This is a genomic window from Bacillus testis, assembly GCF_001243895.1.
Classification (GTDB): Bacteria; Bacillota; Bacilli; order Bacillales; family DSM-1321; genus Bacillus_AD; species Bacillus_AD testis.
In genome coordinates this window covers 953,625-970,191 of the sequence record NZ_LN851186.1, presented here as the reverse complement: position 1 = coordinate 970,191, position 16,567 = coordinate 953,625, and the positions used below count along the sequence as shown (strand labels likewise).

At 42.4% G+C, this 16,567-nt stretch carries 15 protein-coding genes; 4 read left to right on the top strand and 11 right to left on the bottom strand.

The features are described 5' to 3' along the window. Window positions 1-152: 152 nt before the first annotated feature. The 6 genes from BN1765_RS05330 to BN1765_RS05305 form a co-directional block, all read right to left on the bottom strand. A complete protein-coding gene (locus BN1765_RS05330) occupies window positions 153-860 on the bottom strand; it encodes an ABC transporter ATP-binding protein (protein ID WP_050614159.1) in 708 nt (235 codons plus the stop codon). Continuing rightward, window positions 860-1,642, bottom strand: a complete 783-nt coding sequence (locus BN1765_RS05325) for an ABC transporter ATP-binding protein (protein ID WP_050614158.1) — start codon at window positions 1,640-1,642, stop codon at window positions 860-862. The genes BN1765_RS05330 and BN1765_RS05325 overlap by 1 nt, the downstream gene beginning before the upstream one ends. Next, a complete protein-coding gene (locus tag BN1765_RS05320) occupies window positions 1,617-2,579 on the bottom strand; it encodes a branched-chain amino acid ABC transporter permease (protein ID WP_050614157.1) in 963 nt (320 codons plus the stop codon). Before BN1765_RS05320 ends, BN1765_RS05325 begins: the two co-directional genes overlap by 26 nt. Before the next feature lie 13 nt (window positions 2,580-2,592). Next, window positions 2,593-3,471, bottom strand: a complete 879-nt coding sequence (locus tag BN1765_RS05315) for a branched-chain amino acid ABC transporter permease (protein WP_050614156.1) — start codon at window positions 3,469-3,471, stop codon at window positions 2,593-2,595. A 127-nt stretch (window positions 3,472-3,598) separates the two neighbouring features. Then, a complete protein-coding gene (locus tag BN1765_RS05310) occupies window positions 3,599-4,777 on the bottom strand; it encodes an ABC transporter substrate-binding protein (protein WP_050614155.1) in 1,179 nt (392 codons plus the stop codon). Window positions 4,778-5,120: 343 nt separating this feature from the next. After that, on the bottom strand, window positions 5,121-5,498 hold the full coding sequence (locus BN1765_RS05305) for a winged helix-turn-helix transcriptional regulator (protein WP_230199500.1): 378 nt from the start codon (window positions 5,496-5,498) through the stop codon (window positions 5,121-5,123). A 133-nt stretch (window positions 5,499-5,631) separates the two neighbouring features. Here BN1765_RS05305 and BN1765_RS05300 point away from each other — a divergent pair, with 133 nt between their 5' ends. From BN1765_RS05300 to ligD, 4 genes are all read left to right on the top strand, one after another. Next, window positions 5,632-6,270 carry a nitroreductase family protein gene (locus BN1765_RS05300; protein ID WP_050614154.1) on the top strand — a complete coding sequence of 213 codons (639 nt, stop codon included), beginning with the start codon at window positions 5,632-5,634 and terminating at the stop codon, window positions 6,268-6,270. 1,096 nt (window positions 6,271-7,366) lie between these two features. Further along, window positions 7,367-8,209: a non-homologous end joining protein Ku gene (gene ku / locus BN1765_RS05290; protein WP_050614152.1), complete on the top strand. Its 843-nt coding sequence runs from the start codon at window positions 7,367-7,369 to the stop codon at window positions 8,207-8,209. Window positions 8,210-8,241: 32 nt separating this feature from the next. After that, the gene (locus tag BN1765_RS05285; RefSeq protein ID WP_050614151.1) at window positions 8,242-9,183 is read left to right on the top strand and encodes an ATP-dependent DNA ligase; all 942 of its coding nucleotides are present in this window, start codon (window positions 8,242-8,244) and stop codon (window positions 9,181-9,183) included. Between the two features lie 15 nt (window positions 9,184-9,198). Then, complete coding sequence (gene ligD, locus BN1765_RS05280) at window positions 9,199-10,440, top strand: DNA ligase D (RefSeq protein ID WP_050614150.1); 1,242 nt, start codon at window positions 9,199-9,201, stop codon at window positions 10,438-10,440. A 61-nt stretch (window positions 10,441-10,501) separates the two neighbouring features. Here ligD and gshAB read toward each other — a convergent pair whose 3' ends face one another. The 5 genes from gshAB to BN1765_RS05260 all read right to left on the bottom strand — a co-directional run bounded on the left by gshAB (window position 10,502) and on the right by BN1765_RS05260 (window position 16,376). Continuing rightward, window positions 10,502-12,787: a bifunctional glutamate--cysteine ligase GshA/glutathione synthetase GshB gene (gshAB, locus tag BN1765_RS05275; protein ID WP_050616677.1), complete on the bottom strand. Its 2,286-nt coding sequence runs from the start codon at window positions 12,785-12,787 to the stop codon at window positions 10,502-10,504. Window positions 12,788-13,315: 528 nt separating this feature from the next. Next, window positions 13,316-13,465, bottom strand: a complete 150-nt coding sequence (locus BN1765_RS20230; RefSeq protein WP_187119423.1) for a hypothetical protein — start codon at window positions 13,463-13,465, stop codon at window positions 13,316-13,318. A 211-nt stretch (window positions 13,466-13,676) separates the two neighbouring features. Next, the gene (locus tag BN1765_RS05270; RefSeq protein WP_050614149.1) at window positions 13,677-14,888 is read right to left on the bottom strand and encodes a Bcr/CflA family multidrug efflux MFS transporter; all 1,212 of its coding nucleotides are present in this window, start codon (window positions 14,886-14,888) and stop codon (window positions 13,677-13,679) included. Between the two features lie 215 nt (window positions 14,889-15,103). Then, entirely contained in the window at window positions 15,104-15,541 is a 438-nt protein-coding gene (locus BN1765_RS05265) for a ferritin-like domain-containing protein (protein ID WP_050614148.1), read from the bottom strand. A gap of 133 nt (window positions 15,542-15,674) precedes the next feature. Then, window positions 15,675-16,376 carry a YoaK family protein gene (locus tag BN1765_RS05260; RefSeq protein WP_050614147.1) on the bottom strand — a complete coding sequence of 234 codons (702 nt, stop codon included), beginning with the start codon at window positions 16,374-16,376 and terminating at the stop codon, window positions 15,675-15,677. Window positions 16,377-16,567: the final 191 nt, after the last annotated feature.

Genomic DNA, 16,567 nt, shown 5'->3' with positions numbered 1-16,567 from the left:
CATGAATGAAACCAATAAACATAGTGATCTTCCACCACACTGTCAATGACTAGCTCTCTTCGAAAAATGAACTGCCGCTATCCCTTTCTTTTAAACTAGACAAATAAAAAGCAACGCTTGAATCATTGTTGGATGAATCAAGCATTGCTTTTTTAATGGCCGCCTAAATAGGCTTTCTTTATCTCTTCACTTGCATTTAATTCATCCGCTTCTCCTGAAAGGACGATTCTTCCTGTCTCAACTACATACGCACGATCAGCAATTGAAAGAGCCAAATTTGCATTTTGTTCTACTAATAAAATGGTCGTTCCGGTTTTCTTTATTTCTTCTATAATGTTAAAGATTTGCTTTACAAGCAAAGGAGCCAATCCCATGGACGGTTCATCTAACAGCAGCAACTTGGGATTAGCCATCAATGCCCTTCCCATTGCGAGCATCTGTTGTTCGCCGCCTGATAGCGTCCCGGCAAGCTGCTTTTTCCTTTCGTGCAACCGTGGAAACAGTTCATAGACCCTTTGGGCATCATTTTTGATTCCTTCTTTATCTTTCCGCAAATATGCGCCCAGCTGAAGATTTTCCTCTACGAACATATTGGCAAAAACTCGCCTACCTTCCGGAACTTGCGAAATACCCCGTTTTACGATGTGCTGAGCTGGTTTTCCGGCAATGGATTGTCCTTCATAGAGGATTTCTCCCTGTTTTGGTTTTAGTAAGCCTGATATCGTTTTAAGTAATGTACTTTTTCCCGCTCCATTCGCCCCTATCAAGGTGACAATTTCCCCAGCATTCACTTCCAGCGATATACCTTTGAGTGCTTGGATGTTTCCATAATAGACATTTATATCATTGACTTTAAGCATTAGGATGAAACCTCCTCGCCGAGATATGCTTCAATTACTTTCGGGTTGTTTCGAATCTCATCAGGTTTTCCTTGAGCAATTAGCTGACCGTGGTCAAGTACATATATCCTTTCACAAACCCCCATCACTAGCGGCATATCATGTTCAATCAATAATACAGTCAATTTAAACCGCTCGCGGATAAAGGAAATTAAATTCATTAATTCATTGGTTTCCTGTGGGTTCATGCCAGCAGCAGGTTCATCTAACAGAAGTACCTTGGGATCAGCCGCCAAAGCCCGGGCTATTTCTAATCGGCGCTGTTGCCCATAAGGTAAATTTTTGGCCAGTTCATGCTTATAAATGTCCAATTTAAAAATTTTTAGAAATTCAATTGCCTTTTCGTCCATTTCTTTTTCTCCTTTAAAAAAGGGCGGAAGACGGAGAATGGAACTTACAATACCATGTTTCGCCAACGAATGATAAGCGACCTTTACATTATCGATCACTGTCATATCGCCGAACAAGCGAATATTCTGGAATGTACGGCTGATGCCTTTTTGATTAATTTTATAAGGAGGAAGCTTTTTTAATCGCTTACCATCTAAAGAAATTGTTCCCTCTGTCGGTACGTATACGCCCGTCAATAAATTAAAGAATGTCGTCTTTCCTGCCCCGTTCGGCCCTATCAATCCAACCAGCTCTCCCGGATACAACTCCATATCTACGTCAGAAACAGCCCTCAGTCCTCCAAATCGTATGCCAATAGAATCTACTTTAAGTAACGGATTGGTTGCGTTCATGTTTAGCCCCCCCTTTGCGTGTGAAGTAGCTTGTCAGTTCTTTCGTTCCCATTAGTCCCTGAGGGCGGTAAATCATCATAATAATAAGAACAAGACTATAGATGATCATTCTTGTTTCAGGATAGTCCTGCAAGAATGTGGTGACAAGCGTCAAAAGAATCGCAGCCAATACTGCGCCTGAGAGGCTCCCTAACCCTCCCAATACGACGAAAATTAATATATCGAAAGACTTTAAAAAGCCGAAATTGCCAGGTTGGATAATATAAAAATTATGCGAGTAAAGGCCACCGGCAATTCCCGCAAAGAAAGCCCCTAACGCAAAAGCCATAACCTTATAATAGGTTGTATTGATTCCCATAGAATCGGCTGCTGTTTCATCTTCGCGTATGGAAATGCAAGCCCGACCATGTGTCGAAGTAGTAAAATTCCTGATGACGATAACAGTGATTACAACAGATGCAAAAACCCAGGGCCATGTTGTCAGGTGGATGATCTGCATGCCACTTGCCCCGCCTACATAGTCTGTATTCAACAGGAATATCCGGACAATTTCCCCAAAACCAAGAGTTGCAATAGCCAGGTAATCACCTTTTAGCCTTAAGCTCGGGATGCCGATCAGTAGTCCGGTTAAAGCGGCTAAAATTCCTCCGGCCAGCAGAGAGATAATGAAAGGCATTTCGAAATTCATTGTCATAACTGCCGACATATACGCACCTACCGCCAAAAAACCGGCATGACCAATCGAAAATTGCCCGGTAATGCCTATGATCAAATGAAGGCTCACCGCTAAAATGATGTTAATACCAATGAACATCAAGGTATTTTCATAAAAAGGATTCAGCAACCCGCCACTGATCAAAAATTGGATAACAAAGAAAACCATCAATGAAAGTATAACCGAGAGCCAAAACCCCTTCACCCGCTTAAATGTCCCCATAACGTTGTCTCCTTTATACTTTTTCTTTTTTGTTTTTTCCAAACAGCCCCTGCGGCCTAAAAATTAAAATAAGAATAAGGACAACAAAGGCTGCTCCATCACGCCAGAGAGAATAGCCGATTGCACTTACCAGTGCTTCAATGACTCCCAGCAGCAATCCTCCAACCATCGCTCCTGGGATGATGCCGATTCCTCCCAATACAGCGGCTACGAATGCCTTTAAACCAGGTAGTACGCCCATTAGGGGTTCGATTTTAATATAATAGATTCCAAAAATAACTCCTGCCGCACCAGCCAAGGCAGAACCGATAGCGAAAGTGGCCGATATTGTGTTATTTACATTAATGCCCATTAGTTTTGCTGCATCCGCGTCAAAGGAAACAGCGCGCATCGCTTTTCCAATCTTTGTTCTATGTACAATCACTTGTAAAATAATCATTAAAACGACCGAAACAGTAAAAATCAAAATGGATTGGCTATTGATTGTCACCCCGAATAGATTCAGGGTTGAAGCCGGAAGCACATCATTCGGATAAGCTTCAGGTTGGGCGCCACGAACATATATAAATCCATATTCAATCAACAAAGACATGCCAATCGCTGTAATCAGTGCAGCAATCCTTGTTGCGTTCCTAAGCGGTTTATAGGCAATTCTCTCTATCAAAACACCAAAGATCGCACATACTGCCATAGATATTAAAAGAGCGGGGAAAAAGGATAAATCCAATACCGTGATGGAATAAAAGCCGACAAATGCGCCGACCATGAAGACATCTCCATGCGCAAAATTGATCAATTTTACAATTCCGTAAACCATCGTATAGCCAAGTGCAATCAGGGCGTAAATACTGCCAAGCGATAGTCCGTTAACGAGCTGTTGTATTATTTCCATGTACGTCTCTCCTTGCTATAGTAATTCGAAAAGCGGAACATCATGATAAGGACGTTGAATAGGATGTGGACGCGAGCTGTCATTTAAAAATAGGAGGCCAAAATAGCCTCCTATTTGCCATGCGGTTTTATTTTGGGTCGATTTTAGCTTTATATTGTTGTTCACCATTCACAAATTCCAAAATTGTAGCCGATTTAATCGGATTATGCTTCTTGTCGAAGGTGAAGTCACCTGATACCAATTCCAATCCTTTTGTTTCTTCAAGAGCTTCTTTGATTTTTTTCGGATCAGATGAGCCTGCACGCTTAATGGCATCAGCCAAAAGATAGCCTGTATCATAGCCAAGCGCAGTGAAGGCATCCGGCGATTTACCACCATTTGCATCCCCATAGGCTTTTACAAATTCTTGGATTTTTTCGTCCGGGTCACCAGAGGAATAATGATTGGTGATGAATGTATTATTCAGGGCTTCCTTGCCGGCAATCTCTATTAGCTTTGGAGAATCCCAGCCGTCTCCACCCATGAAAGGGACATTCAGGCCGGCTTCGCGGGCTTGTTTAACGATGAGCCCCACTTCTTCGTAATAGCCAGGCAGGAAAATAAAATCAGGATTCTGTGATTTCAATCGCGTTAAAGTAGCCCGAAAATCGGTATCTTTGGCTACAAAGGCTTCATTTCCTACAATGGTGCCGCCATTTTCTTTGAATTGTTTGGTAAACGCATCCGCAAGGCCTTTCGAATAATCACTTGAGCTATCCAAGTAGACAGCCGCTTTTTTGGCTTTCAGTTCTTCGGTTGCAAAGTTGGCTGCGACTGTCCCTTGAAACGGATCAATGAAACAAGTCCTAAAGATATATTCATTCAGTTTGCCATCCTTATAAGTTAAATCTGGGTTTGTTCCAGTCGGCGTAATGACCGGCACTTTCTGCTTATCTGCGATTTGCAGTTGGGCGGTCGTATCTCCGCTGGTTGCTGCACCGACGATCGCCGAAACTTTCTTTTGTGTGATCAACTTAAGGGCAGCACTAGTGGCTTCTGAAGGTTCTGACTTATTGTCCACCTTGATCAACTTGATTTTCTTTCCGTCGATTCCTTTTTTATTGATTTCATCGACAGCCAATTCAAGCCCTTGCAGGATTGATTGCCCGTAAGACGCAGTTCCCCCTGATAATTCAAGGTTTGCCCCAATGTTAATGACATCGCCTTTGCTTCCACCCGATCCATTCGTAGAATTTGAGCAACCCGCCATGACTCCTGCCGCCAAAGAGAGAGACAAAACGATTCCAGCCAACTTTTTCTTTTTCATATTAACCCCCCATATCATTATTTGACACAATACATTTCTGATTTTTCTAAATATTTAAAATGATATTTGTTAGCAATATCTTACATTAGAAAAGGATAAGCCGTCTATACCATCTTTCATTTTTTGGAAATTATTTTTTGAAAAGCAGATGTCTAATCACTATATCCAGTTAAAAGATTCTTTCGCTAACTGCTCCCCTTTTTATATTTGATATGAAGAACATAAAAAACAGCCAAAAAGCCCATCGATTTGATGGGCTTGCAGTGTACTCTTTTCTACGACTTTTTATTTTTGGAGAAGTCTTGGTAGAGGGAAAGATATAAAATACATTCATCCCTGTGCCTTATTTGTTTTCTAGTTGCTGGTGATGGCAGCCGTTCACCTTTACCCATTTAATGATCGCTTCAATAACCTCTTCCAGTTCTTTCCCTTTTGGAGTCAGCTCATACTCTACTTTTCTGGGTGATGACAGGGATGTTTTTTTCACAACTAATCCTTGCTGCTCCATTTCCCGCAAGCGCTCAGTCAATAATCGATCTGAAATACCGTGGATATTGGCCAGCAACTCATGATAGCGCATGGGGCCTTTCAATAAATGATAGATAATGATGCCCATCCAACGTTTACCGATAAATTCAATCGTGCCATGAAAACTGTCGCAGATTGCCATGCCTTTTCCTTGTGAAGCTGATTGAATCAGATTGTCCATTTTTTCTTCCATAATTAAAACTCCATTCTTTTACTACTGCCAGTTTAGCATATTCTAATTTGACAACTCAAACTTACTTATAGTAACCTAAAATCGGACTTACTAAAAGTAAGTTAATTAAACAGCCTAACAACGGAGGTCAAATATGTCACAAAAATACAATAACCTAATGGACATTATATATGAACGTAAATCAGTCAGAAAGTTCGACCCTGCTTATAAAATTGATCGAGCCACTATCGATGAAATGTTAACAGAAGCTACGCAGGCCCCTTCCTCTAGCAACTTGCAATCTTGGCGGTTCATGGTTATCCAGGACGACGAAACGAAGAAGAATATTCAAAAATTCTCATTCAACCTCCAACAAATCGAGACGTCCTCAGCTCTAATAGCAGTGATCGGCGATACAGAGGCTTACCATAATATCGATGAAATTTATCACCGCAACCTAGAAGCAGGTTTTATCGATCAGGTAAACATGGAACGGCAAATTTCCAATGCTAAAGCTCTTTACCCTAATGCCCCTTTTGAAGCCAGATTAAATATCGCCAACTTCGATGCCGGACTGATTTCTATGCAATTCATGTTGATTGCCAAAGCAAAAGGATTGGACACAGTATGCATGGGTGGCTTCGACAAGGATCAGTTCGCAAAACAATTTGGGCTAGACAAGCGGTACGTTCCGCTTGTCTTAATTGCTTTGGGCAAAGCTGCGGCTCCTGCCTATGGATCTACACGGTTGCCACTCGAAGATTTAATGCTGCAACCTGCCAATAATAAATAATCAGGAATAATGACGGAAGTCCCTATCTATACGTTAGCGGGCTTTCGTTTCTTAATAAGTGTTCTTCAAGATATGAAAGGGTCTTTTTTATTTGAAAGGCGCAAGGCATTAAAAGAAACCATCATAGGAAGAATGGTTTTTCAATTTCCCTTTTATCACATATTTTAAGTAAAACCTGCCCTCATGCTTCCCAAAAAAACCTACATATTCTTCACTTGTTTTATTGAAACGTATATATTCTTGCCGAACTCCTAAAGAGGAATGGCTCGCTCCTGTCGAAGACCAAGAATAATCTAACTCTGGTATGGATCTGTAATACAGCCATGTCTCATCTTTAATCGAAAGCCCTCTATCTCGGAAGACATATATACGGAACATCATTATTGATGAGGTTTGCCCATATATATTTATGTTGTTCTGTATCTTTGCATCCGCCTTAAAGGAAGTCATATATTCCACTTTCTCAAAAGCCTGTAGCTGTTCATGAATCGCCTTTACCTCATTTGTCTGATGGATAGAAACGGGCGGCAACATATAGTTATTTAAAATAAATTGGAATAAGGCAAATAGAAGCACCATTTTCTTTATGCCGATATTAGACTTTGTCCATTTCCTCAAGATAAGATATCCAATTAATAAACCAAGTGGAAGATGAATGCGGCCAAAAGAAAACGAGACGAAGAAGGACAAAAATAAAAGTGCGACCTTCCCCCAAAAAAAGCCTTCCTTTTGATACCCTTCTCTGCGGATCAAAATGATCAGCAATACAAAAATAAGCATTGTAACAAGATAAATGATTGCCCTCACTCCCTTCCAAATCCAATCAATTAAATCGGAACATATTATAAGAATTGAAATGAGTTCTATTTTTGCAGGCTTTCAAAATGGACATGAGTCGGCCGCTCCGCCAACAGTGGATGAGCCGTAATCTTAGCAATTATTTTAAAAAAACCTCCTCCCTTTTTTGGTATTGCCATAGAAAAGCTTCATAGCCACACCGCACCAACACGCAGTTTATGGAAACTGTAAAATATCCACATATAATACCCGCCATGGCAGAATCTAACGGTAAATCAAATGAAAAGGAGATCCTTTTATGCATACAGTTTGGAAAGGCAGCATTTCATTTGGACTTGTCAATATACCGGTCAAGCTTTTTTCGGCTGTTGAGGACCGCGATATCAAGTTCCGCCAATTCCACAAGGAATGCCTATCGCCTATTAAATACCGCAAAGTGGCCGAGTGCGATGATGATGTGACAAATGATGAAATTATAAAAGTGTACGAATCCCCAAATGGACGGTTTGTGGAGATAACCGAAGAAGAAATCAAGAAATTGAAAGAAGAGCATGAATTAAAACAGGTGGCTATCATTGACTTTGTAAAACTGTCGGAAATTGACCCCATTTATTTCGACAAAACCTATTTTATCGGCTCTGACAGCGGCGGAGCAAAACCGTACACGCTAATCTCAGAAATCCTGAAAAAAACCAAGAAAATCGGCATAGCCAAGATCACCATCAGAAGCAAGGAACGTTTGGCGGCGATCAGGCCCCATAATAATATGCTGCTTCTCGAAACGTTGCATTTTCCCGATGAAGTCCGAAGCTCAGCGGATGTTCCTCTCGGCGCGGCAGATAAGTCAGCGATTTCCGAGAAAGAATTCGACGTCGGGCTGATGCTGATCGACCAGCTTACCACTAAGTTTGATCCAACTAAGTATACAGATACGTACCGGACAGCCCTTGAGAAGCTCATTCAGGATAAGATGGCAAGAAACGAGTACATTCAGACAGCCGAAACACCGGCTAACGAGGATCGGAGCAACGTGGTCGACCTGATGGCCGCTCTCCAGGCTTCTATCGAAAAAACAAAACCAAAGCCTGCGGCCAAGCCTAAAACGGCTAAAGCTAAGCAGACAACGAAAAAAACGAGTTAATCCGCCGCCATGTGGGAAAAGGAGTGTGACATATGACATTGCAACCCATCATCCCTTTTGAGCCCGTGTCCTCGGATCAAATCCCTAATGGGACGGACTGGATTTCCCAGATTAAATGGGACGGGGTTAGAGTGCTATCCTACTTGGACGGAAAAGAAACAAGACTGTATAACAGGCAATTGAATGAACGGACCCGCATTTTCCCGGAAATCGCGGATGCAGCGGCTTACACAGATGCTTCGTCCGCCATCCTTGACGGTGAAGTGATTGCCCTTGATGAAACAGGCACCCCCTCCTTTCATAAAGTAATGAGAAGGGACGGAATAAGGCGATTAGACAGAGTGCCGCCGATGATGGAGAGCGTTCCCATCTATTACATGGTGTTCGACGTGGTCTATTACAATGGAAAATGGGTCAACGTCCTGCCTCTCTATGAACGGCTACAGCTTCTGGATCGGATACTCCTTCCCAATGCCCACGTCCAGCTGGTGCCACGCCAGCAGGATGGCAACCAATTGTTCAACGTGGTCAAAGAAAGAAATATGGAAGGGATCGTCTGTAAAAAGTTGTCCAGCACTTATATTCTCGACGGCAAAAACGACAACTGGCGGAAAATTAAAAACTATAAAGACATCATTGCTGTCGTTGGCGGGGTGACATACCGTTCCGGTATCGTCAATTCCTTACTGCTTGGGCTGTATGATCAAGGTGAGCTTTTGTTTATCGGCAGCGCCGGCACCGGCAAGCTGACGGCCGCCGACTGGCGCCATTTAACTGAATCCTTGGGGCCTTTTAAAATCGAAGCTGCTCCTTTTAAAGCAATCCCGAAAAGCATCAAGAATATCCAGTGGCTAAAACCGGTGATCACCGTAAAAGTCCAATTCATCGACTGGCCTGAAGGACACTCAATCCGCCAGCCGAGCATCCAGGCATTCGTCCAGCAAAAACCGGAAACATGCCTGTTTCCTCAGTAAAGAAAGGAGCTATACATGAATATCCGTTTTCCTATGGGCAAAGGAAAGTACAAAGGGATTTTCTTCATTTTAGGAATGGAAACAAGCCGGAAGTCTTTCCTGGCAGGCGTACTGAAGGAAGGAGAAATAATAGCTTTAGGCTCTTTCTCCGCCGGTATAAAATCAACGGAACGCCAGTCTTTAGAAGAAGCAATCCGCAATAACCAAACGTGTTCAGAGGCTCAGATGATTCATATCGATCCCGCCATATGTGTCGAGCTGTCTTACATAGACATACAAGATGGGCAGCTGATCGAGCCATCTTTTATTTCTTTCCAGTTGCAGGAGCATTGGGAAACTTGTACATGGGACCGATTGATTCTCGCTGCTGCAACGGAAGAGAAAGTGAACATCACCCATCCTGAAAAAACAATATGGACCATTCCTTCTATACCTAAAGAACGCTTTCTTGCTTATCTGATCCGGATTTCTCCTTACATGCTTCCTTTTTTGGCTGATCGAAGGCTGACGGCCATCCGGTTCCCAAATGGCATTCCCGGAGAGTCCTTTTTCCAAAAGAACTGCCCGGATTATGCACCTGATTTTATTAAGATCGCACCAGCTGAAGGAAATAATTATATCGTATGCGATTCACTCTCCTCCCTACTCTGGCTCGGAAACCAATCAGCCATTGAATACCATGTCCCTTTTTCGCAGGTCGATTCCAATCTGCCGGTGGAAATTGTCTTTGACCTTGATCCGCCTGACCGGGACGCTTTTCACTTAGCGATCAAAGCAGCGCGGCATCTCAATGACATCTTCACGAGTTTCCGGATTGTCAGTTTCCCCAAGCTATCCGGAAGCAAAGGGATCCAGGTCCATATCCCGATTGCCCAAGACAGTCTTACTTATGAGGATACACGCGTCTTTACTGAATTTGTCGCTTCCTATCTCACCGAGCAGTATCCTGATTCCTTCACGACGGAAAGATTGAAAAAAAACCGGGGCGGACGGCTTTATCTTGATTATGTTCAGCATGCACCAGGCAAAACAATCATTTGTCCTTATTCCCTCCGTGGAAAAGAGGGAGCCACCGTTGCTGCCCCTCTGTTTTGGGAAGAAGTTAATAAAGACCTGCGGATGGAAGATTATACGCTTACTACAGTCCTTGAACGGCTGGATAAGGGAGACTGCCCGATGAAGGATTACTGGAAGCATGGCAATCCTTCATTAACAGGCATTATCAGCCAGCTGAAGGAAAATAAAGTGAAACTTTGACTGGCAGAGATATTCAAAAAAGCAAACAGCCTGAGCGGATTGTGCTCAGGCTGTTTGCTTATTATAATTCCAACAATTCAAGGATTTTTCCGGCGATATTCCGCTCCTTCCCTTCATAAGGATAGGAATGGATATGGATGGCTGGATTAAAGTTCAACTCAATAATCGAATAGGAATGTGATGGACTCTCTAGATCTTCAATAATCATATCGACGCCGCATATATTTGCTCCTACACACTTGGCTGCCTGGACAGCAATCTCTTTATAGTAAGGCGGGACCACATCTGTTACATCTATGCTGTCTCCTCCAGTGGAAATATTAGAGTTTTCCCGTAAGTATTGGACTTTACCGTCTGGTAAAACGCTGTTTATCGTCAACCCATGCTGCCGTAAGAATAATCTCATATTATCATCTATCTGGATGATTTCGAGCGGCGTTTTATACCCTTCTCCACGCAAGTCGTCCAGATTTTTTTGGGCGATCAAATCTGCTATGGATGAGCGGCCGTCCCCCTTCACATTGGCCGGCACTCTATGCAGTACAGCAGCAGTTTCGTCGCCGATTGTTAAGAAACGGTATTCCTTCCCTTTAATGAAAGGTTCGATCAATACCGATGTATCTTCCTTAAAAGCAATCCTGAACGCTTCGGCTAAGCCTTCCTGATCTGTCCCCTCCGAAAAGACCGAAATTCCCAAACCAAAATTGGTCGACTTAGGTTTGACGACAACCGGTCGGCCTATCCATTCATCCACGGCGCCAAGCGCTTGCCCCATCTGCTGGAATTCCTCGCCTGATGGTGTAGAAATGTTGTTTTTAGCAAGGATTTTCTTTGTCACACTCTTGTTTTCCATGATCAAAAAACTGATGTATTGGTCTTTGCTTGTTTTCGTCGCTTGTTTAACATATTCCGTCTTTTGCCCTTTTTGCAAAGCGATAAAATTTTCTTTCCGATCTAGTATGTCAAAGGAAATCCCTCTTTTAATGCTTTCTTTTAATAAAATTTGAGTGGATAATTCAAGATCTGTATAAGGGGTTAAGCGAAAGCGTTCCTGTCTGGCTTCTTCTTTATACTTTTTGGCGAGATTCATATGGGCGCCGATATAGCCGCTCTTCTTGCACAACTCCGAAATCCGGTAGGAATATGTCTTTTCCGGATGATTCAGCACATCCAGTTTCTCTTTTACAAGATCTATGAAAGGAAGCTCTGCATCTTCCACAAATTGCAGAATTTCTTCAAGTATTTGTTCTCCCCAGTCACACAGGGAGACGGCCTTGCCATCACGCAGCAATTCAGTACGGAAATCCAATCCTCTTTTAGCTGCCATTTCTTTATTCGCTATACTTTCAGTTTGCCAGCCTTCGTACTCGCTCTCTTGCTTAAACAGACAAAATAATAAAAATACATGGATAAAATCCAAATCATCTTTACTCAATCCGCTTTTCAAGAAAGGATTTACATCGATGCTCCGCAATTCTACGTATTCTATTCCGTTTTCCATCAGCTGGTCCAAAGATTGCGGCTTCTTCCCTTTCAGTCTTATGGGCGAATATAATTCTTGCATATTTGCGATCACACCTGTGTTGATGGCTTCCTGTATCGATTTCACATACGTTTCAATAGATCCATAATCAAGAATAATGTGTTCTTTATTCTGGTAGCCGCATGAACTATTCCGGAATGAAACGGCCCGGGCATCTGAATAGGTTTCAGCATTCACTTGGTCAAGCTCATTCACGCACTCTTTATCATAAGTCTTATGAAGTGTATTGGCTGCACCCAATAAATAGACAAGAAGCCAGTTATATCGCAGGAAATTGCGGGACAATTTTAGATAGATGCCGTTCTTAAAGGCTGGAAAAGCCTGCCCATTGGCTGACTCCTTATGTAACGTCTTCAGAAGGCGGTCACTGAAAGAAAAATTGATATGTATCCCGGAAATCAATTGCTTTTTACCCCCGTATTTATCCATCAGGTAAGCCCGGTACTGATCCTTTTGGCTGCCCCGCTCCTGATCGAACACAGCCAACGGGATGTCTACGTCTTCAGGTGTAATGGCCGGCATGGATTGCGGCCAAATAAATTCATCCTGAAGGGCTGAAACGGCAATATTATACAGCGAATCCAAAAAACCGACCGCCTCGTTTGAAGATGAAAAAACAGGTGTGATCAGTTCTAATTGGCTCTCAGAAAAATCCGTTGTAATATAGGGATTTTCATTCTTGTCGCCAAAAGCTTCCGGATGTTTTTTTAAGGAAAGCGAACCATCGCCGGCCACTCTCAACCCCTCTCTCTCAATACCGAAATTTGCTTCCAGCAATCTTTCTTTTGTGATAACATTCTGCATTCTGTTCCCGCCTTTCTGTATTGGTGTTAATTCTTTGAATGAAACAGGCAAGCCCAAGATAATAATTTTAATCATCATTTTTATATTGATCCGCGATAGCAAGCTAGAAAACAGGATGGACATCTGTATGAAAGAACAAAAACATGCTCATTTGTGCTGATCATCACGCATTCCAGACATTCTTACTTACTATTGCACTATATCCTTTCCCTTTAAGCAATGAAGATTCCTAGACAATTTTCTATCTAAATAAGCAAATACATATATAGGTTTTTTATTCATTCTGGCACTCGATTTCCCTGAAATTAGAGCCTTTACTCTATTTTGAATGAGGATTCTTGCACGCTATTAGGACGGGGGCAAACATTTATTGGATGGCAGTGAATGAAAAGCGAGCATTCTGACAGTCTAAAGGCTATCTACGAATTACATACAAGCAACGACGGCTGGAACATAGCCAAGGCAAAAAAAGCAATGAGGCATACCCGCCACATTGCTTTCATAACAATAAAAAATGTAATATGTTGCTTACGAATTTTCATTCACTTGGCCAATTTCCTTTGAAGCGGCCCATACATTTGCCTCTTCCTGTACTCTTAATTTATCAATAGAATCTCCGCCGTGCTTTAAATCATTCTTTACATACACCTTATCTTTATAGCCTTCCTTATTGTCCATAAGTATGCGCTCCTTTTTTTAGTCTCACCCTTACTGTTCGAATTCAGGATGAAATTTATTCATCTTCCTGTATGCAAACCATAAATTGAAATTCATTACATTTTCAAACGAATAACAGAGTGTATAGGGAATCTGGGCAAAAAAGGTTGACTGATCAGGCCTTGCCGGAAGTAAACAAAAGCCACAACTTTTTTAGAGCTGTGGCTTTTGTTTAGGAAGATTCTTGATTGGCAATTTCCTTTGCTAAAAAGAGGAAAGAAAGAAGAGCAATAATAGAAGTGGCAAACAGAATAACGGCCATTGGAACAGCAGACTTTTCTGTAATCCCTACTAGAGGTGCCACAATCGCGCCGATGATCAATGGAGACATCCCCAACAGGGCACTAGCACTGCCGGCTCTATGCGGTTGTTTGTCTATTGCAAGCGTGTAAGAGGTAGTCAAAATAATTCCCATGCATGTCATGTAAATAAATATAGCCATGACGATCAACGCTAATGGCGCCTTTATGATAGCCATGGCCACTAAACAAGCGGTGGCTGCCGAAGCTATGGCCACTCCTATTCTGAGTAATGTTCTCTCGGAAATACGGCCTGCGAATCTGCCGACCAGCCATGTGCCTATAATGATGGCCAATCCGTTTATGCCAAATAAAACGCTGAATGTCTGCGCTGACACCCCATATATGCCTTGATAAACAAAAGGAGTACCCGAAACATACGCAAAGCTTCCCCCATGGGCAAATCCGATTGTCAGCACATACCCCATGAAAGAGCGGTCTTTAAACAGTTCCCCAAAAGAAGTGAAGATCGATTTGATGGAACTTGGCGTCCGGCGTTCTGGAGGATGGCTTTCCTTTTGCTTCCATGCTGTGATTAGAACAATCAGGACTCCTACAATCGCCAGGAAGTAAAAAATCTCCTGCCAGCCAGCAAACGGGAACCATAATATCGCTCCGCCAATGAGTGGCGCCACTAATGGAGCAACCGCATTAATAACCATTAACAAGGCATAAAACTTAGTCAATTCATTGCCGCTGAACACATCCCTTACCACAGCGCGAGAAATAACGACGCCGCCTGCCGCTGTAAATCCTTGCAAAAACCGGCCGAACACCAGCCAGGTAATGGAAGGCGCCAATGCACACAGCAATGAAGCGAATGTAAATAAAATAACAGAAACAATCAATGGCTTTCTGCGTCCTTTTGCATCGCTGATTGCCCCAAACAAGAGCTGCCCCAATGCCAGTCCGAGCAAACACGCCGTCAAGCTTAGCTGAACCATTGATTCGCTTGTTCCTAGATCTTCAGATATGTACGGGAAGCTCGGTAAATACATATCAATGATTAAAGGTCCCAGTACCGCCAGCATTCCCAGCAAAAAGGCCAGTGCCAGCCGTTCTTTCCCTTTTGGATTTTCTAACATATCATGTGAGCTCCAATCAAAATTACTTATAAAATGGATCCTACTGAGATTTTATTATACAAAAGGAAACGAGCCGATCATACTGTTTTATAAAAAATAGAAGGAATGCTTCCAAATCCTCAAACTGCAAAGCAGACGTATGTAAACCAAACACCCTACCACAGAATGTGCAGGGTGTTTACGAATGTTCCTTTATACTATCCGTTCTTCGCTGTTCATTTAAGTAGCTTCGTAAAAAAATAAAGAAACCATACTGCATGATTTTGCTCATCGGCCGCCACTCTTCTAAAGGCTTCTTTTATTTGCCCATTCGTAGCCTCATCGGACACGCTTAAATAAAAATCGACCGTCTCCTGTTCATCCTTGATTGCAGCTTCTAATCCTTCCATATATTGTTTGGCGCATTCTTCCGACATTACTGGTTGTGGCTGGTTTCCTGTCAATTGGGTATAAAATTGGCTGAAAAGCTGAAAATGCTTGATTTCATCTTCTCTGATCTCCATAATTTGACGGCGTTGCTGCTCATTTGCCGCCATTTGTGCAAGCCGGGCATAGCACTGAATGGCACTGTATTCCCCATTAATGGCTTTTTCCAAATCGGCAATCAACTTCGTATTTTGCCTGTACATATCTTGATGGTAGTCTATATACATACAGTATCGGCCTCCTTCATCATTCAATATCCTACTGTATGTTGTAAACGACCAGTGCGTACCTCGTCTTATAAAGAAACCGATAAAACACAAATAAGCCTCCGTATAGCAGAAGGCTTATTGCATCTTTATTCTATATGCCGCTATTATTGGACGATTGCCCTTCTGCCATGTTCTCTTTGCTTTTTTGATATAAGAAAACCGTCAAAAGGATAATCCCGGCCGCAATCCAGATAGCCCTGTTCCCCAGATAAGTACTAGAAAACGTTCCAAGCAAGGCGCCGCCTATAAAAGAAAGAATAATCGCAGCGAAACCTTTGAATTTCCTCATCGATTCCGGATCATGTTCCACGAATGCCGCATAGGAAGCTTGTGCCGCAGTGCGCAGATTCCCTGTTGTAATCGTTGAATTATAACTCCAATTTTCCAGCTTATTAAAGGTAGCTATTTGCAGGGATGAAACAAAAGCAATACACATGGTAATGAGCATATTCGGCACGCTTCCCGGCAAACACCCAACGATGAATAATAGCGAGCATTCCAATATGAGGATCGCCCGACCATGTTTAGTATGCTTATCCTTTATATATTCCGCCACCAAGACACCGGCGACAAAAGCCAGGAAAGGCGGGACGTTCTGGATTGCCCCATTGTATTCAGGACTGGCAGCCCTCACCGCAAACAAGACTGTATTCCCCGTTTGTGCAGTTGCAAACACTCCGTCCCTCGTAATATATGTATAAGCGTCTAAAAAGCCTCCGACTAAAGCTAATATGACTCCCATGACCAATGAATTAGACGATAATAAAAAGAACCGTTTCAGTTTATTTCCCATGTGGTTGATCTCCTTATTGAATATACACACCTAGTATGTCCATGCATATTGAATTTGCTTTGAAAGGGTGTTTATAGCTTCACCGAACGGTTATTATTTATTCTGTTTTTGGCCATAGCCTGGCGCCGCTTGGAATGGGATCAAACATATCATTTTACTTTTATATGAAAAAGCGTATAATCATTTACGGA

Excerpts from the sequence above, each read along its gene's own strand:
- BN1765_RS05330 (WP_050614159.1), bottom strand. The coding sequence starts at position 860 with ATGCTTAAAGTCAATGATATAAATGTCTATTATGGAAACATCCAAGCA.
- BN1765_RS05325 (WP_050614158.1), bottom strand. The coding sequence starts at position 1,642 with ATGAACGCAACCAATCCGTTACTTAAAGTAGATTCTATTGGCATACGA.
- BN1765_RS05320 (WP_050614157.1), bottom strand. The coding sequence starts at position 2,579 with ATGGGGACATTTAAGCGGGTGAAGGGGTTTTGGCTCTCGGTTATACTT.
- BN1765_RS05315 (WP_050614156.1), bottom strand. The coding sequence starts at position 3,471 with ATGGAAATAATACAACAGCTCGTTAACGGACTATCGCTTGGCAGTATT.
- BN1765_RS05310 (WP_050614155.1), bottom strand. The coding sequence starts at position 4,777 with ATGAAAAAGAAAAAGTTGGCTGGAATCGTTTTGTCTCTCTCTTTGGCG.
- BN1765_RS05305 (WP_230199500.1), bottom strand. The coding sequence starts at position 5,498 with ATGGAAGAAAAAATGGACAATCTGATTCAATCAGCTTCACAAGGAAAA.
- BN1765_RS05300 (WP_050614154.1), top strand. The coding sequence starts at position 5,632 with ATGTCACAAAAATACAATAACCTAATGGACATTATATATGAACGTAAA.
- ku (WP_050614152.1), top strand. The coding sequence starts at position 7,367 with ATGCATACAGTTTGGAAAGGCAGCATTTCATTTGGACTTGTCAATATA.
- BN1765_RS05285 (WP_050614151.1), top strand. The coding sequence starts at position 8,242 with ATGACATTGCAACCCATCATCCCTTTTGAGCCCGTGTCCTCGGATCAA.
- ligD (WP_050614150.1), top strand. The coding sequence starts at position 9,199 with ATGAATATCCGTTTTCCTATGGGCAAAGGAAAGTACAAAGGGATTTTC.
- gshAB (WP_050616677.1), bottom strand. The coding sequence starts at position 12,787 with ATGCAGAATGTTATCACAAAAGAAAGATTGCTGGAAGCAAATTTCGGT.
- BN1765_RS20230 (WP_187119423.1), bottom strand. The coding sequence starts at position 13,465 with ATGGACAATAAGGAAGGCTATAAAGATAAGGTGTATGTAAAGAATGAT.
- BN1765_RS05270 (WP_050614149.1), bottom strand. The coding sequence starts at position 14,888 with ATGTTAGAAAATCCAAAAGGGAAAGAACGGCTGGCACTGGCCTTTTTG.
- BN1765_RS05265 (WP_050614148.1), bottom strand. The coding sequence starts at position 15,541 with ATGTATATAGACTACCATCAAGATATGTACAGGCAAAATACGAAGTTG.
- BN1765_RS05260 (WP_050614147.1), bottom strand. The coding sequence starts at position 16,376 with ATGGGAAATAAACTGAAACGGTTCTTTTTATTATCGTCTAATTCATTG.